Raw genomic sequence first — 20,794 nt, 5'->3', positions numbered from 1 at the left:
TCTACTGCTCCGTTTACAATACGCCAGCATCCAGCATCATTGAATCCGAGCCCTGTATAAGAAAAATCAACCTGACCGTTTCTGAGATAAAACCAGCCATATTCATTTGACTCAACGCTGTTGCAGGTAAAATCAACCTGACCGTTGACGATTCTCCACCAACCATACTCATTCGGTGCAATTCCTGTGTAAGAATAGTCTACGTGACCGTCACGGACATACCACCAGCCATACTCACTGTCTACTACGCCGGTACAGCCAAAATCTACTGCTCCGTTTACAATACGCCAGCATCCCGCATCATTGAATCCAAGTCCCGTGTAAGAGAAATCCACTTCTCCGTTTTTGACATACCACCAGCCATAGTCATTATCTGTCACACCGGTGTAATCCTTATCCACTTCGCCTTTTTCATTTGCATAATACCATGTTGTACGGCCATCCACAGCGATATATTTCAGCGAATAAACATCCTCCTGTTCATCCGCATTTCCGGAGTCATCCACATCATCCTTCGTGTTTCCGGCACTCATAACTTCAGCATTTACAGCTTCTTCATTCGTTACTTCATTCTGTGCCGCGTACACCGGAGTCATCGCCGGTGCTGCGATACCTGCCGCAGTAACGACAGCACACAATACAGCAAGCAGTCTTCTGTTTCTTTTTTTCATGTCTTCTCTCTCCTTTCCTTTTTCTAAACCATTAATTTTCACTTGTTTTTTCATTATAGCATAGAAAATACGAAATCAAAAGGTTGCAATTTCTATCGCTCCATTTCTTCTATGCAACATGTATGTTCTCTGGTTTTACGGTCATAATTAATTCCTACCAGCAACAGATTTCCGTGATATTCTTCCAGACTGCGGCAATACTCTTTTTCTTTTATCTGCGTGATCGCCCCTCTGGCAGTCTTATCCCATTTCAATTCCACGACCAGTGCCGGTTTCTCCGAAAACTTCTTCCGTGGAATAAACACAAGATCTGCAAATCCTTTTCCACCAGGAAATTCTCTGTGCACCGTATAAAAATTTCTTGCTGCATACAAAGCAAGCGATACCGTATAACTCAGAGCATTCTCATCATTATATTGGATATGTGAGGTTTCAAAATGCGCCTGCCGAATTCCTTCTGCCACCTGCAACGGTCGATTTTCCCAGATAGCCTGCAGCGTGTCCGCAGAATTTTTCAAACCTTTGGAGACTTCTCCCCAGTCAGATACAGACACTGCATTCACATACTCTGACCGAATCTCTCCATTTGGAATAAATACAGCTTTATTATCGCTGTCATATCCGAGATAGCCAAGATGAATCAGCAATGTCAGCACATCATCTTCCGACCGGAATGTCGTCATGTCATTTGTAAAACTTCCGATATTGACAGGAACCTGATTTCCCGCAATCATACTGAGTACATCATCTTTCAGGCCGTCAAAATTCATATCAATATACACCTGCAATGCCTCAAATGTCTCCGTCTGATTCCAGTAATTCCCTATCTTTCCGAGACGCATACAGCTTACAACCGAACGCGGACTGTACACTGATAAAGCTTTATCAAAAGAATATCCATCGTACCAGTTTTTCACTTCCTCAATCTCCATGTCGTACTGACCGCACAGTTTCTGAACTTCTATTTCTGTAAAACCAACATAAGACGCCAGTGGTCCCGGCTCAATCATCGAAAACTCATCAAACATATTCAATGCAGAATGTGTTCCATATTTTTTTATTGGTAAGATTCCTGTCATATAGGCCAGATGAATATATCCTTTATCTTTCAGCAGATCCCGTAAGAAATCAAGATACCGTTCCTGCGTCTCCCGATCTGTTTTATATTCCCGGAACACACAATCCCACTCATCGATGATCACTACAAACGAGCATTTCGTCTGCTGATAAACATCCTGCATCGTCCGTGTCAGATTGGAAGTATCAAAATACCGAAACTCCGGATATTCCACCAACAAATCCCACAATACGCTTCTGCGAATCAGAGAGATCATTTCATCGATATTTTTACTCTGACTCAGGAACTCCTGCACATTCAGGAAAATCACATCATACTGATTCAGATATGTTTCAAACTGATCATCCTCAGCGATCTCAAGATTTTGAAATAATTCTTTTGAATCACAGCCACGGCTGTAATATGCTGAAAGCATATTGGCGGCCATAGATTTTCCAAACCGGCGTGGCCGGCTGACACAGATACATTTTTGCTGCGTGTGTATCACAGAATTGGTATAGGTAATCAATCCCGTTTTATCTACATAAATATCAGAATTAATACTTTCCTGAAATTTACTGTTATCCGGATTCAGATATGTTCCCATCGTATAGCCTCCTGACGCAAAAAATCTTCTGCTACTTCTTCTGCTAACTATTGTAGCATAGACACTCTCAAATCAAAAGTCCGGAAAAAAGAAAAGTCGCTGCATCCCGATATATCTTTATATCGAAATGTAACGACTTTTCATTTTTAACTGCTAACTACAAATCTGCAACATAAGTTTATCAGATTCCAATGGAATATATCAATCGTTAACTGATCAGTATCTGAAGAAGACATTTCCGCTTATGAGACCGATGGATAATCTGTTTTTCTCAGATTCTGATATAGAACGTAAAAAAATCCCCGCCGCTGTTTTTCAACAAACGACGGAGATTTTTATCTCATTCCATAATTATTTATCTTACAGATATTTCTTTAATACATCAACTTTGTCAGTTGCTTCCCAAGGAAGATCTACGTCTGTACGTCCGAAGTGTCCGTAAGCAGCTGTTGCTTTGTAGATCGGTCTTCTTAAGTCAAGCATTTTGATGATGCCAGCCGGACGAAGATCGAAGTTCTCACGAACGATCTCAACCAGTTTCTCATCAGACAGTTTGCCTGTTCCGAATGTATCTACCATAACGGATGTCGGCTGTGCTACACCGATTGCGTAGGAAAGCTGAATCTCGCATTTGTCAGCCAGACCTGCTGCAACGATATTCTTTGCAACGTAACGTGCTGCATATGCTGCAGAGCGGTCTACTTTTGTGCAGTCTTTTCCGGAGAAAGCTCCGCCGCCGTGACGAGCCATTCCACCGTATGTATCAACGATGATCTTACGTCCTGTCAGACCTGCATCACCGTGCGGTCCACCGATTACGAAACGTCCTGTCGGGTTGATGAAGAATTTTGTCTCATCATCGATCAGCTCTGCCGGAAGGATCGGATCGAATACATATTTTTTGATATCCTCATGGATCTGCTCCTGAGTTACATCATCATCATGCTGTGTGGAAAGAACAACAGCCTCTAATCTCTTCGGTGCGCCGTTCTCATCATACTCTACGGAAACCTGAGTTTTTCCGTCTGGTCTTAAGTAGCTTAATGTACCGTCTTTACGAACTTTTGTAAGCTGAAGAGCCATTTTGTGAGCAAGAGAGATCGGGTAAGGCATTAATTCCGGTGTCTCGTTTGTAGCATAACCGAACATCATACCCTGATCGCCGGCACCTGTATCCAGATCGTCAGTCAGTGCACCCTCTTTTGCTTCCAGTGCTTTGTCAACACCCATAGCGATATCAGCGGACTGCTGATCCAGAGCAACCATAACTGCACATGTATTTCCATCGAAACCTGTCTTTGCATCATTGTAACCAATCTCGTTTACAGTCTGACGAACGATAGACGGGATATCAAGCTGTGCTTTTGTAGTGATCTCACCTGTTACTAATACGAAACCTGTACAAGCAGCTGTCTCGCAGGCAACACGGCTCATCGGATCCTGTGCCATGCAGGCATCCAGAATTGCATCAGATACGGCATCGCAGACTTTGTCCGGATGTCCCTCTGTAACTGATTCAGAAGTAAATAATAATTTTTCCATAATTATCCTCCGTTCTTTTTCTCTCATTCTAATCTAAATTGAAACATGTGAACTCCCACTGTTCACGTTATTGCAGTCATACTTTATGTATCATACATTCGAAAGTAGCAAAAGTCAACCAACAGATTCCCCCGAAAATGTTGAACAAATCGTCAAAAAGCTGGAAAAATCCATATTTTTTCATCTGTTCTATATGGAGACACAAGAAAGTGTGCTATCACACACTCTCGCGGACAAAAGCATCAACAGCACATCTTTCTTGTCCGCGCCGAACACGCTTGCGAAGCAATCATTTCTTCTCGTGCGAGTGTGCATTGTTTGCACGAAGTGCTTTTATTTGATAGGAAATTCAACGTAATTTCCTATCAAATAAAAAGCGGGCAGCCAACATTGCCCGCCCGCCTGCTATTCATTTTTCTCACTTCTGCCGGATATCAGTCTTCTGTCACGGATCAGATTTTTAACCGGAACTGCTGAATCTCTTTCTCAGAACTTACCTTTTCCATCATGCCGCCAAGGCCTCTGAATTTCTCATCAAATGCCTCATATCCACGTTCAATATAGTAGATGTCGTCTACGATAGTGATGCCGTCGCCTGCCAATCCTGCAATGACTAGAGCTGCGCCTGCACGAAGATCCGGTGCGCTGACTCTCGCGCCGGTATAACGCTCCACACCGTTGATGATCGCGATATTACCTTCCACTTTGATATTAGCACCCATCTTCTCCAGTTCATCCACATATTTGAAACGGTTCTCGAAAATGCTCTCGGTAATGGTGCTTGTTCCCTCAGAAACACCCAGTACCACACCCATCTGTGGCTGCATATCTGTCGGGAAGCCCGGATACGGCAGTGTGGTCACCTGCGTATGATGCAGCGGATTCTTTGCGATGACACGTACTGCATCATCAAACTCCTGAATCTCACATCCCACTTCGATCAGTTTCGCACTGGTTGCCTCCAGATGCTTCGGAATGACATTTTTTACTGTGACATCACCATGCGTTGCGGCTGCCGCAAACATAAATGTACCTGCCTCAATCTGATCCGGAATGATAGAATATTCCGTCTTGTGCAGTTTCTCAACACCGGAAATACGGATCACGTCAGTTCCGGCTCCGCGGATATTGGCTCCCATCCGGTTCAGGAAATTTGCCACATCAACGACATGCGGCTCTTTCGCTGCATTCTCGATGATCGTCTTTCCCTCTGCCATAGCTGCTGCCATCATGATATTGATGGTGGCTCCTACGGAAACCTTATCCATATAAATATGGGTACCACAAAGGCGGTCTGCCTTCGCTGCTACCAGACCATGGTGAATATCAATCTCCGCACCCATGGCACGGAATCCTTTCAGATGCAGGTCGATCGGACGGCTTCCGATCGCACATCCGCCCGGCAGTGCTACTTCTGCATCTTTATATTTTCCAAGTAAGGCGCCCAGTAGATAATAGGACGCACGGATTTTTCTGATGTATTCATTATCAACGCTCGTTTCATGAATGGTTGAGCCGTTGATCTTTACCGTGTGAACGTCGATCCGCTCGACAGTCGCACCAATGTTCTCGATTGCCTGAAGCATGACATTGATATCACGGACATTTGGTAAATTATCTATTGTAACGGTTTCGTCCGTCATCACTGCTGCGGCAAGAATCGCCAGCGCTGCATTCTTTGCTCCGCCGATTGCCACATCTCCGACTAATGGATTTCCACCTTTTATTACATATTGATCCATTTTGCACCTCTATGCTATATATTTAAACACGCTATTATAACTATATCTCAAAAAAATTGTCAAGAAAATTTTTCATTTTTACCTATTGTATCATGAAATTCTCGCTTAGAAAAGAAACTTTGCTTTATTTTATTCATCTCCAGCCATTTCGGTTCCATTCTTTTCTTTTAACGCCTGTAAAACAGCATCTAGTGTCTGTTCTACATTCAATTTATATTCATCCACAATGATGTCGGCATATTTTTCATATAAGACCACACGCTCTTTGTACAGTCCGGCTAATGTCTGACCCGGTTTCAATACAACGCCACGTCCTTTGATGTTGCGCAGCCGACGCTCCAGTGGCTTCAGATTCTGTTTCAGATATACGATTGTTCCGATGGAACCAAGATGCTCCATCGCTTCTTTTCCATACACGACGCTTCCGCCGGTCGAAATCACACTGTGTGTTGTCCGGATCTGGCTGTTTACACGGTTCTCCACTTCGATAAAACCGTCCGTTCCCTTCTCCTCGATGATTTCCCGGAGCAGCTTGCCCTCTGCTTTCTGGATCAGCAGATCTGCATCAATAAACTCATATCCAAGAACTTTTGCCAGAACGACACCGATGGTACTTTTTCCAACACCCGGCATGCCTATTAAAACAATATTTTCCTTTTTCATCTCTCAACTAAATCTTTCTCTGTAAGCTTCTATCCTGTAACCCGTGAAACAAAGCGGACAAATGTCCGCTCTGTCTGTTTTATCTGAATTTCTGATATCCGGTCTGTGATCTTTCCAATGCACACCTTCTGATCTGTAAAACCGGCATCTTATTCTGCTGTCGCGCTGGAATCGCTGTTGTCAGCAGCAGACGGTGTAGTAAAGATATTATCAAATTTCACTTTCGCCCACTCATCCTCATCAACTTTGATCTTTACAGCGTCTTTGTATCCATCCGTTACATCCTGATAAAGCTGATCCTGACGGTCACTGATGATACTTTCTTTCTTCTTTTCTGTTGCATCTGCATCAAACTCGCTGTCCAGTCGGATGATATAATAACAGTCGGCACCCTCGATCAGACCGGATACCTGTCCGGCTGTCATGCTGTTTGCCGCTGCGATGACCGCATCACAGAAACCGCCATCTGCCTCGCTCTTTTCATCGCTTCCATAAGAATATGTCTGTACATCGTAGGAATATTCTTGTGCGGTTCCATCAAAATCGCTCTGTGCTTTTTGTGCTGCATCGTCTGCATTTTTCTTCACTACAGTGGTCTCATCTGCGCTATAAGTCTGCTGTTTGCCGCTCTCATCCGTATAAGTTGTCAGACTGATCTTCATATAACTGAATGTTCTCTGTGCTGCTTCCTCATCGGATACGTTTGTATCAGCAGTCGCGCTGATGGCTGCCTTCATTCTCTTCTCTACTGTCTGCAGATACAGATAACGCTCTACATACTCCTGTGTAGCTCCCACTTCTTTGAGTGCTGCTTTGGAGTTGTCCGACATAAACTGCTCTGCTGCTTTTTTGATGGCTGCCTGATCTTCCTCTGTGATCTCCACACCGTAATCTGACATATGTTTCTCCAGCAGATACTGTGTCTCAATGCTTTCCAGTACACTATCCTTTATAGATTCCTGCATGTTCTTTCCATCCTTTGCATAGGAGTCATTTGTCCAGTAGTCATCTCCATAATAAGAAGCAAAAACACTGTCATAACCGGCCTGCTGAATACGTGCCGCAAAGTTTGCATATCCCATAGTCACTTCGATGGCATCTTTGTCATCACTTGTCATCGTAATTGCCACTGCATCTTTGTTCACGCCACCGCATCCGCTCAGACTCATCGTTCCAATCATGGTACTCATCAGGATAATTGCAGCAAATTTCTTAAATCTCATGGTTTCCTCCATCTATAACGGTCATCAGCTTCCACGTATGTTTCCATCGAAATCTGTACCGCATGTGATATTATGTCTCTTAATACTATTTATGATCAAATTCTGTCTGTTTTCCGATATCCGGTCTGTGCATTATATAGAAATTCAAGTCGAACGCACGTGAGACCTGGTGCATCACTCTGGTCAACGTAAGCTGACATATTCCTCTCAGAATCACTGCACATAACGGATACTTTCATTTTTCAAGTATAGCGTAGATTCCCCGTCACCGCAAGGTATTTTTACATTACGAACCCTGCTCCGCCAACAATTCCCGGCAGTCTGCCAGCACACGATAGATCACCTCAATCGTATCAGGACTGTTTTTTTGTTTTCGATAATAAAAATACGGTTCTTTTTTATCCGGAACAAAGGACAACAATGGTTTATTTTTCTCCACCACCAGCGGAATGTTGCTTCCATTTACTTTCGCACGTTCAAACATCCGGAAGGTAATGTCATTGGAAGACTCTTTGATTTCCACAAAATACAGGCTGTGAGCTTCTGCTTTCAACTGTGCCACTCGCAGCAGATTCTGTACCGGCCGCGGCGGTTCTCCAAAACGGTCGATCAGTTCATCCAGCATCTCATCCTTTTCTTCCTCATTTTCAATGGCTGCGATCCGCTTGTAAATATCCAGCTTCTGATATTCATTTGCGATATAACCGTTTGGAATATAGGCATCCAGCTCAATATCGATGGATGTCTCAAAGGATTCTTCCACTGCTTCTCCCTTTGCCGTTTTTACCGCTTCATTCAACATCTTGCAGTACAGATCATATCCAACGGCTTCCATATGACCATGCTGCTGCTCGCCCAGCAGATTCCCGGCCCCCCGTATCTCAAGATCTTTCATGGCGATTTTGAAGCCGCTTCCCAGATCGGTAAATTCCCGAATGGCAGACAGCCGTTTCTCTGCCACTTCTTTCAGCATTTTATTTCTGCGATACATCAGGAACGCATAGGCTGTCCGGTTGGAACGTCCAATCCTTCCTCGCAGCTGATACAACTGGGATAGTCCCAGATTATCCGCATCGTGAATGATCATGGTATTGACATTTCCGATATCCAGTCCGGTTTCAATAATAGTAGTCGACACCAGCACATCCACTTCCCCGTTCATGAACTGATACATCACGCGCTCCAGTTCCCGCTCACTCATCTGACCGTGCGCATATGCCACTTCTGCATCCGGCACCAGTTCTGCAATCCTTGCTGCCACTTCTGCAATCTGGTTGACCCGGTTGAATACATAGTACACCTGACCGTCCCTGGCCATTTCACGCTCAATGGCTTCCCGGATCATTTCTTCATCATATTCCATAACATAAGTCTGGATCGGCATACGATCCTGAGGCGGTTCTTCCAATACACTCATGTCACGGATACCGATCAGACTCATATGCAGCGTTCTCGGAATCGGGGTTGCTGTCAGGGTCAGCACATCCACATCCTTTTTCATCTGTTTGATCTTTTCTTTATGTGTCACGCCAAACCGCTGTTCCTCATCAATGATCAGCAGACCGAGATTTTTGCACTCCACATCCTTAGACAGCAGGCGGTGGGTTCCGATCACGATATCCACGGTTCCACGCTTCAGCCCCTCCAGAGTCGCTTTCTGCTGCTTCGGAGTACGAAAGCGGCACATCAGTTCCACATTGATCGGAAAATCCTTCATTCGCTGTACAAATGTATTGTAATGCTGCTGTGCCAGAATCGTCGTCGGCACCAGATAAATAACCTGTTTTTCCTCCTGTGCTGCTTTGAAGGCCGCTCGGATCGCCACCTCAGTCTTGCCAAAACCAACGTCACCGCAGATCAGACGATCCATGATTTTCCTGCTTTCCATATCCGCTTTCGTCGCTTCGATGGCAAGACGCTGATCCTCCGTCTCATCATATGGAAACATTTCCTCAAATTCCCGCTGCCATACGGTATCCGGTCCATATTCATAGCCTTCCTTACTCTGGCGGATGGCATACAATTCCACCAGTTCCTGCGCCACTTCCTGTACCGCTTTCTGTACCCGGTGCCGGGTCTTTGTCCACTCCTGTCCGCCCAGACGGTTCAGCTTCGGTTTCTTCGCATCCGCACCGGCATATTTCTGGATCAAATCAAGCTGTGTCGCCAACACATACAGATTGCCGCCTTTGTCATACTCAATCTTCATGTAATCCCGCATGGTCTTGTCGACTTCGATTTTCTCTATGCCGCGGAAAATACCGAGACCGTGATTCTCATGCACCACATAATCTCCCGGTTTCAGTTCGGAGAAACTCTGGATATGCTCACCCTCGTAAATCTTCTTTTTCTTTTTCCGTTTCTTCTTTTCCCCACCAAAAATGTCGGTCTCTGTCAGCACGACGAATTTGATATCCGGATATTCAAATCCGCGTTTCAGCTTGCCATACAGCACCATGACTTCTCCCGGCTGCACCGCACGGTCTGTATCAGTCGTAAAAAATGCATTCAGTTCCTTCTGTCGCAGATCCTCCGCCATACGCTCCGCACGGGTCCGGGAGCTGCACATGAGGATCACCCGGTATTTGCGTTTTTTATAACTTTTCAGATCTTTGGAGAGCAGTTCAAAACTGCTGTTGTAAGCATTGACAGAATGCACCTGGAAAAAGCAGCTTTGCGCCGGTGCCAGTCCCTCCGCACGCAGTTCCATGGCCGAGATCAGAATACAGCCAAACTGCTGTATCTGTGCTGTCACCGTCTGATGGGTATATAGAATATCTGCCTGTCCCGGCAAAATATAGCCTTTCTCCAGACGCTGCGTCATACTCTGGGAAAATTCTTTTTCCACTGCAGACGCTTTCTCCAGGCAGCGAGCCGGTTCATCTATAAAGATCAGCAATTTCTGCTCCTGTGCCCCGGCACAACGGGAGGCAAACTCCAGAAATCCCACAGTATCCTGATAAAAATACGTCAGATAACTCTCTGCCGCCCTGAGGCTTCCAAGTTCCTCCACCTGCTCTTTCAGCAAATCTACCGCCTCCTGTAACCGGTGTGCTTCCTGGGTTTTCATCTCCTTTCGGAAACGTTCTGTGATTTTTTTTCCTTCCTTTACAATGCGGTCCAATCCTGTACTTTTCTGCTCTCTTGTCAGCACAAGTTCCGCCGCCGGATACACCACGATCTCTTCCATGGTATCCACGGAACGCTGGCTGTCCGGATCAAAAGTACGGATGGAATCTACCTCATCCCCCCACAGTTCGATACGGTAAGGGAGTTCCTCCGTCAGTGCAAAAATATCCACGATACCGCCACGGATGGCAAATTCGCCCGGTGTTTCTACCTGATAGACACTTTCATAACCCAGCCCTACCAAACGTCTGCGCAGCACCTCCAGATCTACCGTATCCTCATTCTTCAGCCGCAGCAAAAATCCACGCAGCACTTCCGGCCGCACCAGGCGGTCCAACAATGCATCAAAAGTAGTGATGATGGCCGCATCCTTTTCCTCAAACAAGGTCCTGAATGCCTGGATCCGCTCCTGTGTCAGTGCATTACCACGGATATCTGACTGATAGAACAGAATATCCTTTGCCGGAAAATATACCGCTTTCCGGTCAAAATACCGGTAAGCATCCAGCAGTTCCCGTGCCTTCTGTTCATTAAAAGTAACAATGACACGCATGCCCCTGCCATTGTTCCATCCGTACATCATATGTGGTTTTTGTGCATCCATACAGCCGGTTGCCGAGAGCACCGTGCCCTCCTTCGCCGAGGCCCGCTCCAGTTCCTCAAAACTGCCCAGTTCATGCAGCGGACTTACAAAAGCATCCATGTCATTCCTCCTTTACATTTATTCAAGAATGTCCCTGCATTCTTGCTGCGAGATGCACGTCATGCAATGCATGACATATTCTTCTGTGCATCTCTGCAAGTCTACACTCTCATTATTTCTTCCGGTTATATCGGTTCATTGCCTCGTCAGTTCTGTCCTGAACCATTAACGTAACAGCATCCACAGCCTCTTTCACTGCATCGTCAAATTTTTCTCTGTCCTCCAGCGAAAACCGTCCCAGCACATGATCTGCCAGATCCCAGCCTGCCGGTTTTTCCCCCACGCCGACTTTAACCCGTGCAAACTGATCCGTCCCGGTTTTTGCAATAATATCTTTGATACCGTTGTGTCCGCCCGCACTTCCTTTTTTCCGGATCCGCAGATTGCCCGGGGCCAGACTGATATCGTCAAAGACAACAATCAGATCTTCCATCGGATCCAGCTTGTAAAAATTCACCAGGGCACTGACACTGTCACCACTGAGGTTCATATACGTCTGCGGTTTTGCCAGCATCACTTTCTGCCCCTCGATATAACCGGTTCCGCAAAAAGCTTTCCCTTTTCGTAAATTCAGTTCAATTCCATATTTATCTGCAATGGCATCAATAACGTCAAATCCTGCATTGTGCCGTGTTTTTTCATATTTTGCGGTTGGATTTCCAAGTCCTACGATGAGGTACATTTCTATTCTTCCTCCTGTTTCTTTTTGGTCGCATCTTTATTTTTTCTTTTGATTTGCATTTCTTGCAAATCAAAAAGAAAGAATCCTGTGCAATGCAGGATTCTCCTTCTGTGCAGTTGTGGATAGTATACCACAATTATTTATGCTTCCGCAATTTCTTCACGATATTTTTCCATGATCATTTCCTGAAGTTGTGTTCTTGTATCAGAATTGATCGGATGGGCTACATCTCTATACTCCCCTTCTGCGTTTTTCCGGCTTGGCATTGCAATGAATACACCTTTCTCACCCTCGATGATTTTAATGTCGTGCACTGCAAATTCGTTATCAATCGTGATCGATACAACAGCCTTCATTTTTCCTTCTTTGTCAACTTTTCGAATTCTCACATCTGTAATATTCATACTTCTTTTCCCCTGTGTATATTTTTTCTTCACAGCAGGTCGGTTCGTATGCTGAGCTGTCACATCAATGCCGGTCTTTTCCCCTCTGCCGCGTACAGCGTGACTACATGATATAACGTTCATTGTGCCCGCGCACAATTTTCACCTCATCTTCGCCGCACAAATAAGTATTGGCACAAATTGTATCTCGACTCTCCACGATACAATTCTCAATATGCGTATTGTCACCGATGTAAACATCGTTCAAAATAATAGAATTTTTAATTACGCAGTTCTTGCCTACAAATACCTGTTTGAACAGTACGGAGTTCTCCACTGTTCCATTGATAATACATCCGCTCGCCACAAGACTGTTGCGGACTTCTGCTCCCGTATTATATTTTGCCGGAGCCAGATCATCCACCTTGGAATATATATATGGTTCCTGATGGAAGAAATAATTGCGGATCTCCGGTTTCAGGAAATCCATGTTTGTCTGATAATAAGATTCCACACTGGCGATATTGCTCCAGTAATTTTCCAGTTTGTATCCGTAAATCTGCTTCAGATTCTTGTAACGGATCAGGATATCTGTAACGAAATCAAACCGGTGCTCCTGCATACTCTTCTCCAGCATCTCAATGAGCTGTCTTCTGCGCAGCACATAAATACCGGTGGAAACTGTATGGGACTGAGCCACCATCGGTTTTTCCTCGAAATCCACGATACGGGATTCTTCATTCATCTGAACAACACCAAACCGGCTGACATCCTCTGTCATCGGTACATCTTTGCACACAATGGTGATGTCCGCTTTCTTCTGGATATGATAATCCAGTACCTTATTATAATCCAGTTTGTATACGCAATCGCCGCCTGCCACAATAACATACGGTTCATGGCTGCGCTTCAGAAAATCAATGTTCTGTGCCAGGGCATCCGCTGTTCCGCGGTACCAGTTTCCGTTCTCTGCCGTGATCGTCGGTGTAAAAATATACAGGCCACCCTGCTTACGTCCGAAATCCCACCATTTAGAAGAGTTCAGATGCTCATTTAAGGAACGGGAATTATACTGGGTCAGAACCGCAACCCGCTGGATATGAGAATTGCTCATATTGCTCAGTGCAAAGTCAATGGCACGGAATCCACCGCCTACCGGCATTGCAGCAATGGCTCTCTTTTCGGAAAGCTCTCTCATTCTGTAATTATTACCACCTGCTAAAATAATACCTAATGCTTTCATTATTTGCCACCTGCCTTAACAATATATTCCCCGCTGTCAAGCAATCCATCCGGATAATCTTCCGGTGTTGTCACACCTGAAATTGCAGTATTTTTTCCGATTTTTACATCTGGCGGAATCACGGATTTTTCTCCGATGGTCACAAGGCCAAATGCATAAACGCTCTCTTTTAATTTATTCGGTTTTTCCTCACCGACACCAAGCACCGCATTATCTCCGATCAGGGTATCCTCTGCGATGATCGCCTTGTCGATCACAACATTCTCTCCGATGGTCACACCTTCCATAAGAATGGAATCACGGACAACGCTTCCTTTTCCGATGGTTACGTTAGCACCGATGACACAGCTATGTACTTCACCGTACACTTCCGTACCCTCACCAATGATACTCTTGTCCACTTTTGCATCAGCAGCAATATACTGTGGTGCAAGGACATCACTCTTGGTATAGATTTTCCAGTATTCTTCATACAGATTAAACTCCGGAATCAGATCGATGAGCTCCATATTAGCTTCCCAGTAAGAACCAAGGGTTCCTACATCTTTCCAGTATCCGTTGTATTCGTATGCAAAAATACGCTCCCCCTGATCAAAGCAGTATGGGATCACATGCATACCAAAGTCACAGTTCTCCACATCCTCGTTTGCAATGAGCGCTTCTTTCAGTGCTTTCCAGCTGAAAATATAAATTCCCATGGACGCAAGATTGCTCTTTGGCTCTGCCGGTTTCTCCTGGAACTCACAAATACGGTTCTCCTCATCGGCCACTACGATACCAAAACGGCTTGCCTCCTCCATCGGCACCGGCATAACTGCGATGGTAACATCCGCATTGTTCTGCTTATGGAAATCAAGCATCACTTCATAGTCCATCTTATAGATATGGTCTCCGGACAAGATCAGTACATATTCCGGATTGTAACTGTCTATGTATTTCATATTCTGATAAATAGCATTCGCTGTACCGGAATACCATTCACTTCCGCCACTTTTCTCATATGGCTGCAAAATCGTAACACCACCGTTATTACGATCCAGATCCCACGGAATACCAATACCGATATGCGTATTTAACCGAAGCGGCTGGTACTGGGTCAGTACACCGACTGTGTCGATTCCGGAATTAATACAGTTACTGAGCGGAAAATCGATAATACGATATTTACCTCCGAATGCAACTGCCGGTTTTGCAACATTTGCAGTCAGCACGCCGAGACGGCTTCCCTGACCTCCCGCCAGAAGCATCGCAATCATTTCCTTTCGAATCATGTAAATCACCTCTTGCCAATAACAGCATGATCAGACACACTGCTATTTAAAAATTAAATTTGATATCAGAATTATAACATATTTTTCGTTGCTGTACACCACACATTTAACAATTTTTATGTAAATTATCGGTAATTTTTGACAAATCTCACAAGCGGTAATACCATGTCTCCGAGTAAACCTAAAATTCAACTTGAATGCAACTACTCCCGAACTTCCGAAACAGATATTTTCGACTCGAATGCAAAAGCGTTGCCAATCCACCATCAATGGGGTATAATATTTTAAAGTAATAATCCGTGTTATCCGGAAAACCACAATGCGAAAGTAATCTTTTTCCATAACACATCTTTTATATACAGGTGGTAGATAAATATGTACAAAATTGATTTCGAAAAACCTATTCACATTCATTTTATAGGAATCGGCGGCATCAGCATGAGCGGTCTCGCTGAAATTTTATTAAAGGAAGGCTTTACCGTATCCGGTTCTGACAATAAAGCCTCCGCTCTGACAGAACAGCTGGAAAAAAATGGCGCAAAGATTTTCATCGGTCAACGCGCAGCCAATATCACAAAGGACATTCAGCTGGTCGTTTACACGGCAGCCATCCATCCGGATAATGCCGAGTGGAAAGCTGCAAATGACGCAGGCATCCCAATGCTGACCCGTGCCCAGTTCCTGGGACAGCTCATGGACAACTATGCCAGATCCATCGCCGTCAGCGGTACCCACGGAAAGACAACCACAACATCCATGATCTCTCACATTCTGCTGGAAGCCAAAACTGATCCGACCATCTCTGTGGGTGGTATGCTGGAAGCCATCGGAGGAAATATCCGCGTGGGCGGTTCCGATGTATTTCTGACAGAAGCCTGCGAATACACCAACAGTTTCCTGAATTTCCATCCGAAATACAGCATTATCCTGAACATCGAAGAAGATCATATGGACTTCTTCAAGGATATCAATGACATTCGAAATTCGTTCCATAAATTTGCTCAGAATACAGCTGCAGATGGTGTCCTGATCCTGAACGCAGCCATTGAGCATCCGGAAGAGATTATCGCAGACTTAAAAGAACGTGTCGTTACGTTCGGACTGACAGAAGACGCAGATTACTCTGCTTCTGACATTACTTATAATGAAGCTGCCTGCCCATCCTTTACGTTCCTGGTACGCGGACAGGCTGCCGGACATGTGACCTTAAACGTTCCGGGCAGACACAATATCGCCAACGCACTGGCTGCTATCGCATTTGCGACAGAAGCCGGTATTGATACAGACACCATCATCCGCGGTCTGCAGGCTTTCGGCGGTACTGCCAGAAGATTCGAATACAAAGGAAAACTCGGCGGCATCACTATCATTGATGATTATGCACATCATCCGACAGAGATTGCTGCAACACTGACTGCCGCACGCAATTATCCGCACGGTCGTATTATCTGTGTCTTCCAGCCGCATACTTATACCCGTACCAAAGCATTCTGGAATCAGTTCTCCGATGCTCTGACTCTGGCTGATGTGGTTGTCCTTGCTGATGTATATGCAGCCCGGGAGACAGATACTCTCGGAATTCACTGCGAAGATCTGGCAGACGACATCCGCCGCAAAGGAACGGAAAGTTACTACTTCCCGTCCTTTGATGCCATCGAAAACTTCCTGCTGGAGACATGTACCGACAACGATCTGATCCTTACCATGGGAGCCGGCGACATTTATCAGGTGGGCGAGCATCTGCTAGGCAGACGCTAAAGTAAAGCGGACATTCGCAATCCGCTTTCGCTACCTGCTCATGAACGCAGGTCGCAAAGCGACTGCGTTCAAAATACGATATCCACATTTCAGACGGGATTATCCCCGCTGTGATGTGGATATCTTTTTCTTCTCTTTTTAAAATCGATATGATATACTTCAAGGCGAAAGTGAGATACAACTATGGCAAAAATTACGTTATATCATGACCAGTCGGCGGCAGCAACCTGCGTGCCGAATATTTTTATTGATCAATACATGACCCGCGCCAACGGAGAATACGTAAAAATCTATCTGTACCTGCTCCGCTGTTTTGCGCAGCCCTCTGCGGATTTTTCCCTTTCCGGTCTGGCAGATCATTTCGACTGCACAGAACGGGATATTCTCCGGGCTTTAAAATACTGGGAAAAGCTGCGGCTGTTCCATCTGGAATACGATGCCAATGACAACCTCTCCGGCATCCGGATGCTTAACAGTGCATACTCTGCTGCACAGGTGAACGACACGGCAGACCTTGCCCAGCAGGAGAAAAAAATATCTCCTTCCCCTGTCGTATCCAACCGTCAGAATATTTCAACACCTTATCCGAAAAAGAATACCGCTCAGGAACAAAGTGCTTCCACTGAAAACGTCACAGATCATTTTATTCAGGCAGCAACCCGAAAACGCCCAGCTTACACGTTGGATGACACCCGTGCGTTCTGTGAAAAATCCGATGTCCGGGAACTGATCTTTATCACAGAAAAATATCTGGGACGCACCCTGAACCAGAACGATCTGAATATGATCTTCTTCTGGTACGATGAACTGCATTTTTCCACAGAACTCATTGAATTTCTCATTGAAAACTGTGTTTCCAAAGGACACACCAGCCTTCATTATATGCAGCGTATCGCAGAAGATTTTGCTGATCACAATATCCGTACCGTGGAAGAGGCCAGACAGATGCTCAACCAGGACAGTTCTCTGTACCATACCGTCATAAAAGCCTTCGGTATCCGCGGACGTAACCTTGTACCTCCTGAAATGAACTTTTTGAAACAGTGGAGTACAAAATTTGGTTTTCCGGAAGAACTGATTGCAGAAGCATGCAGCCGAACCATCCGTGCCATCCATGAACCGAACTTTGGATATGCAAATTCCATTCTCGAGAAATGGCACAAAGCGGGGATCCATACCATGGACGCGGTGGCAAAAGCGGATGAGGTATATCAGCAGCAAAAATCCAGACCGGAACGTTCGCAGCAGCCGGCCACAGCCAGCCAGTTTACAAATTTCAAACAGCGGAATAACAATTATCAGGATCTGCAGCAGCAACTGCTTCAGAAATCCATGTCTGCTACCGAAAACAAACCACAATCCTAGACCAACTATAAAGGAAAAATATTATGCCACTTACCAATACACAATATGATCAGATCATGCGGGGCTATCAGGACCGGCAGTTAAAACGCCAGCAGCTCATCGATACCCGTCGGGAAGAGATTGCCGCAAAGATTCCAAAGATTACCGAACTGGATGCACAGATCGCATCTTTAAGCGTCAGACGGGCCAGACAGCTGTTGGATGGCGATGCCTCTGCCCTGACGGATCTGCACGATCAAATCCAGACCCTTTCTGCCCGTAAACAGGAATGTCTGCAAAATGCCGGTTATCCGGCAGATTACTTTCAGCCACCCTATACCTGCCCGGACTGTCAGGACACCGGCTATATCGGCCAGAAACGCTGCCACTGTCTGAAGCAGGCCGCCATTGACCTGGTCTACACCCAGTCCAATCTGCAGGGCATTCTGGAAAAGGAAAATTTTGACACGTTTTCCTACGACTATTATGCCGATGACATTTACGACAACACACAACTTTCCTCCCTGGAAGCTGCCAGAAACGCCGTAGTTCAATGCCATCGTTTTGTAGATACCTTTGATGATACCTTTGAGAATCTGCTGCTTTTCGGTGACACCGGCGTCGGCAAAACTTTTTTGTCCAACTGCGTCGCAAAAGAGCTGCTGGATACCGGTCACTCTGTAATTTATTTTTCCGCTCACCACCTGTTTGAACTGCTGGCTCAGAAAACCTTTACCAGAGAACCGCAGGCAGCAGAAAGTTACCGCAATATCTTCGATTGTGATCTGCTCATCATCGATGATCTGGGTACAGAGCTGACCAACACCTTCACGACATCACAATTTTTTGTATGCCTGAATGAGCGGATCCGCAAGCAGAAATCCACGCTGATTTCCACGAATCTGGAGCTCTTCGATATTGCATCTATTTATTCGGAACGTATCTTTTCCCGGATTTCGAACAGCTTTATCATCCTGCATCTGTTTGGCAATGATATCCGACTTTGCAAAAAACTAACCGAAAAATAAGATTTTTTCCTTAATTATATGTGCAAATGCCCATATCACAAGAAATCCCTTGTCATAACAGGGGATTCAGTGCTATAATGCCTTCGTATTTATAAAAACAAATGAAAAGATTTGATGGAGGGAACTTTTCTAATGCATAACGATCAGAGAAACTTAGAAACAATCCCGGCCGGCGCTCTCGGAATGATTCCGCTGGAGAGCTGCCGTGAGATCGGTGAAAAAGTAGACAAATATCTTGTAAAATGGAGATGTGTACGTGAGCACGAGCATGAGAACGACATCGCGTTCAAAGGCTACCTGCGTGACTCCTATATTATCGATGCATCCTGCCCGCGTTTCGGAAGTGGCGAAGCAAAAGGTATGATCCATGAATCCGTTCGTGGATATGACCTTTACATCATGACAGATGTAACCAACTACTCCCTGACTTACAAACTCTGTGGACATGAGAACCACATGTCACCGGATGATCACTATCAGGATCTGAAACGTATGATCGCTGCTGCAAACGGTAAAGCAAGAAGAATCACAGTTATCATGCCATTCCTGTATGAGAGCCGTCAGCACAGACGTACCGCAAGAGAGTCCATGGACTGTGCACTTGCACTTCAGGAGCTGATCGGCATGGGTGTTGACAACATCATCACTTTCGATGCACATGATCCTCGTGTACAGAATGCAATCCCGCTTCACGGATTTGACACTGTTCAGCCAGCTTACCAGTTTGTAAAAGGTATCCTGAATGCTGTAGATGACTTAAAGATCGACAATGATCATCTGATGATCATCAGCCCGGATGAGGGAGCTACCAGCCGTGCTGTATTCCTTGCCAGCGTACTTGGCGTAGATATGGGTATGTTCTACAAACGTCGTGATTACAGTCATATCGTAGACGGTACCAACCCAATTGTTGCTCACGAATTCCTTGGTTCTTCTCTGGATGGCAAGGATGTATGGGTTGTAGATGACATGATCTCTTCCGGCGGAAGTATGATCGATGTTGCCCGTGAATTAAAGAAGAGAAATGCCGGAAGAATCTTTGTAATCGCTACTTTCGGTCTGTTCACAAACGGTCTTGAGAAATTCGACAAAGCGGTAGAAGACGGACTGATCTATAAAGTGGTTACTACAAACCTTGCATACCAGACACCGGAACTGTTAAGCAGAGATTACTACATCAGCTGTGACATGAGCAAATACATTGCTTACATCATTGATACCTTAAATCATGATGCATCCATCAGCGATCTGCTTGATCCATATCAGAGAATCCAGACTCTGGTTGCAAAATACAAGGGTGAGATTCCTGCGGAAGAGTAATCCGAACAGAATCAAAAAGCACATATATAAAAAGAGCACTGTCAAGGTGCTCTTTTTTTATGTTTGCACGAAGTGCTTTTGTTTGAGAGGAAATTTATCATAATTTCCTCTCAAACAAAAAAAGCATCAGACATTCTGATGCTTTTTTAAACTGTTGATATACTATAAGTTACATGCAGAGCAAAAATTTCTCCATGGCAGTCAATGCCTCTGCCTCATCTGCTCCATCAGCTTCAATCTCAACTTCTACACCATTGTGCGGGTTAAATGCCATAATTCCCATAATGCTTTTTGCATTAATCCGATGATTTCCCCGTACTAAATACAGTGAGCTTGAAAACTGGCAGGCTACCTGTACCAGCTCTGCAATTGGATTATCGTACTTGTCTACGACATCTGCAATGACAATTTCTTTCTTACTCATACGC

Annotated in this window: 16 protein-coding genes; 4 read left to right on the top strand and 12 right to left on the bottom strand. The window is 45.1% G+C overall.

The window, feature by feature from the left end; translation table 11 throughout:
• The 11 genes from HMPREF0373_RS16925 to HMPREF0373_RS04925 all read right to left on the bottom strand — a co-directional run.
• The coding region (locus tag HMPREF0373_RS16925; RefSeq protein WP_044962992.1) for a hypothetical protein at positions 1–671 on the bottom strand (671 nt) is incomplete at its 3' end.
• 92 nt (positions 672–763) lie between these two features.
• Complete coding sequence (locus HMPREF0373_RS04970; protein WP_021738529.1) at positions 764–2,335, bottom strand: AAA family ATPase; 1,572 nt, start codon at positions 2,333–2,335, stop codon at positions 764–766.
• A gap of 360 nt (positions 2,336–2,695) precedes the next feature.
• The gene (gene metK / locus HMPREF0373_RS04965; RefSeq protein WP_044962990.1) at positions 2,696–3,877 is read right to left on the bottom strand and encodes a methionine adenosyltransferase; all 1,182 of its coding nucleotides are present in this window, start codon (positions 3,875–3,877) and stop codon (positions 2,696–2,698) included.
• Positions 3,878–4,329: 452 nt separating this feature from the next.
• Positions 4,330–5,619 carry a UDP-N-acetylglucosamine 1-carboxyvinyltransferase gene (locus HMPREF0373_RS04960; RefSeq protein ID WP_021738525.1) on the bottom strand — a complete coding sequence of 430 codons (1,290 nt, stop codon included), beginning with the start codon at positions 5,617–5,619 and terminating at the stop codon, positions 4,330–4,332.
• Positions 5,620–5,748: 129 nt separating this feature from the next.
• Complete coding sequence (locus HMPREF0373_RS04955) at positions 5,749–6,282, bottom strand: shikimate kinase (protein WP_021738524.1); 534 nt, start codon at positions 6,280–6,282, stop codon at positions 5,749–5,751.
• A gap of 149 nt (positions 6,283–6,431) precedes the next feature.
• Positions 6,432–7,505 carry a peptidyl-prolyl cis-trans isomerase gene (locus HMPREF0373_RS04950; protein WP_044962988.1) on the bottom strand — a complete coding sequence of 358 codons (1,074 nt, stop codon included), beginning with the start codon at positions 7,503–7,505 and terminating at the stop codon, positions 6,432–6,434.
• A 286-nt stretch (positions 7,506–7,791) separates the two neighbouring features.
• Positions 7,792–11,337, bottom strand: a complete 3,546-nt coding sequence (gene mfd / locus HMPREF0373_RS04945; RefSeq protein ID WP_021738520.1) for a transcription-repair coupling factor — start codon at positions 11,335–11,337, stop codon at positions 7,792–7,794.
• Between the two features lie 112 nt (positions 11,338–11,449).
• The gene (pth, locus tag HMPREF0373_RS04940) at positions 11,450–12,019 is read right to left on the bottom strand and encodes an aminoacyl-tRNA hydrolase (protein WP_021738519.1); all 570 of its coding nucleotides are present in this window, start codon (positions 12,017–12,019) and stop codon (positions 11,450–11,452) included.
• A gap of 140 nt (positions 12,020–12,159) precedes the next feature.
• Positions 12,160–12,423 carry a septation regulator SpoVG gene (gene spoVG / locus HMPREF0373_RS04935; RefSeq protein WP_022036709.1) on the bottom strand — a complete coding sequence of 88 codons (264 nt, stop codon included), beginning with the start codon at positions 12,421–12,423 and terminating at the stop codon, positions 12,160–12,162.
• Positions 12,424–12,526: 103 nt separating this feature from the next.
• Complete coding sequence (glgD, locus tag HMPREF0373_RS04930; RefSeq protein ID WP_021738516.1) at positions 12,527–13,645, bottom strand: glucose-1-phosphate adenylyltransferase subunit GlgD; 1,119 nt, start codon at positions 13,643–13,645, stop codon at positions 12,527–12,529.
• Positions 13,645–14,916, bottom strand: a complete 1,272-nt coding sequence (locus HMPREF0373_RS04925) for a glucose-1-phosphate adenylyltransferase (protein ID WP_021738515.1) — start codon at positions 14,914–14,916, stop codon at positions 13,645–13,647. Before HMPREF0373_RS04925 ends, glgD begins: the two co-directional genes overlap by 1 nt.
• Positions 14,917–15,291: 375 nt before the next feature.
• Here HMPREF0373_RS04925 and murC point away from each other — a divergent pair, with 375 nt between their 5' ends.
• From murC to HMPREF0373_RS04905, 4 genes are all read left to right on the top strand, one after another.
• Positions 15,292–16,674, top strand: coding sequence for a UDP-N-acetylmuramate--L-alanine ligase (murC, locus tag HMPREF0373_RS04920; protein ID WP_021738514.1), 1,383 nt, complete (start codon positions 15,292–15,294; stop codon positions 16,672–16,674).
• 183 nt (positions 16,675–16,857) lie between these two features.
• Positions 16,858–18,039 (top strand): DnaD domain protein, encoded by a 1,182-nt coding sequence (locus HMPREF0373_RS04915; RefSeq protein WP_021738513.1) that lies wholly within the window; start codon positions 16,858–16,860, stop codon positions 18,037–18,039.
• A gap of 23 nt (positions 18,040–18,062) precedes the next feature.
• Positions 18,063–19,046 carry an ATP-binding protein gene (locus HMPREF0373_RS04910; RefSeq protein ID WP_021738512.1) on the top strand — a complete coding sequence of 328 codons (984 nt, stop codon included), beginning with the start codon at positions 18,063–18,065 and terminating at the stop codon, positions 19,044–19,046.
• A gap of 132 nt (positions 19,047–19,178) precedes the next feature.
• Entirely contained in the window at positions 19,179–20,366 is a 1,188-nt protein-coding gene (locus HMPREF0373_RS04905; RefSeq protein WP_022036707.1) for a ribose-phosphate pyrophosphokinase, read from the top strand.
• 169 nt (positions 20,367–20,535) lie between these two features.
• On the opposite strand, the gene HMPREF0373_RS04900 is transcribed toward HMPREF0373_RS04905, so the two are convergent.
• Positions 20,536–20,790 (bottom strand): HPr family phosphocarrier protein, encoded by a 255-nt coding sequence (locus tag HMPREF0373_RS04900; protein WP_021738509.1) that lies wholly within the window; start codon positions 20,788–20,790, stop codon positions 20,536–20,538.
• Positions 20,791–20,794: the final 4 nt, after the last annotated feature.

It is taken from the genome of Eubacterium ramulus ATCC 29099, assembly GCF_000469345.1.
Lineage (GTDB): Bacteria > Bacillota > Clostridia > Lachnospirales > Lachnospiraceae > Eubacterium_I > Eubacterium_I ramulus.
Note: the sequence above shows the minus strand (reverse complement) of the source record. Positions and strands in the feature narration are given on the sequence as shown.

Excerpts from the sequence above, each read along its gene's own strand:
- murC (WP_021738514.1), top strand. The coding sequence starts at position 15,292 with ATGTACAAAATTGATTTCGAAAAACCTATTCACATTCATTTTATAGGA.
- HMPREF0373_RS04910 (WP_021738512.1), top strand. The coding sequence starts at position 18,063 with ATGCCACTTACCAATACACAATATGATCAGATCATGCGGGGCTATCAG.
- metK (WP_044962990.1), bottom strand. The coding sequence starts at position 3,877 with ATGGAAAAATTATTATTTACTTCTGAATCAGTTACAGAGGGACATCCG.
- HMPREF0373_RS04950 (WP_044962988.1), bottom strand. The coding sequence starts at position 7,505 with ATGAGATTTAAGAAATTTGCTGCAATTATCCTGATGAGTACCATGATT.
- HMPREF0373_RS04915 (WP_021738513.1), top strand. The coding sequence starts at position 16,858 with ATGGCAAAAATTACGTTATATCATGACCAGTCGGCGGCAGCAACCTGC.
- HMPREF0373_RS04900 (WP_021738509.1), bottom strand. The coding sequence starts at position 20,790 with ATGAGTAAGAAAGAAATTGTCATTGCAGATGTCGTAGACAAGTACGAT.
- HMPREF0373_RS04970 (WP_021738529.1), bottom strand. The coding sequence starts at position 2,335 with ATGGGAACATATCTGAATCCGGATAACAGTAAATTTCAGGAAAGTATT.
- HMPREF0373_RS04960 (WP_021738525.1), bottom strand. The coding sequence starts at position 5,619 with ATGGATCAATATGTAATAAAAGGTGGAAATCCATTAGTCGGAGATGTG.
- spoVG (WP_022036709.1), bottom strand. The coding sequence starts at position 12,423 with ATGAATATTACAGATGTGAGAATTCGAAAAGTTGACAAAGAAGGAAAA.
- HMPREF0373_RS04955 (WP_021738524.1), bottom strand. The coding sequence starts at position 6,282 with ATGAAAAAGGAAAATATTGTTTTAATAGGCATGCCGGGTGTTGGAAAA.
- pth (WP_021738519.1), bottom strand. The coding sequence starts at position 12,019 with ATGTACCTCATCGTAGGACTTGGAAATCCAACCGCAAAATATGAAAAA.
- HMPREF0373_RS04925 (WP_021738515.1), bottom strand. The coding sequence starts at position 14,916 with ATGATTCGAAAGGAAATGATTGCGATGCTTCTGGCGGGAGGTCAGGGA.
- HMPREF0373_RS04905 (WP_022036707.1), top strand. The coding sequence starts at position 19,179 with ATGCATAACGATCAGAGAAACTTAGAAACAATCCCGGCCGGCGCTCTC.
- glgD (WP_021738516.1), bottom strand. The coding sequence starts at position 13,645 with ATGAAAGCATTAGGTATTATTTTAGCAGGTGGTAATAATTACAGAATG.
- mfd (WP_021738520.1), bottom strand. The coding sequence starts at position 11,337 with ATGGATGCTTTTGTAAGTCCGCTGCATGAACTGGGCAGTTTTGAGGAA.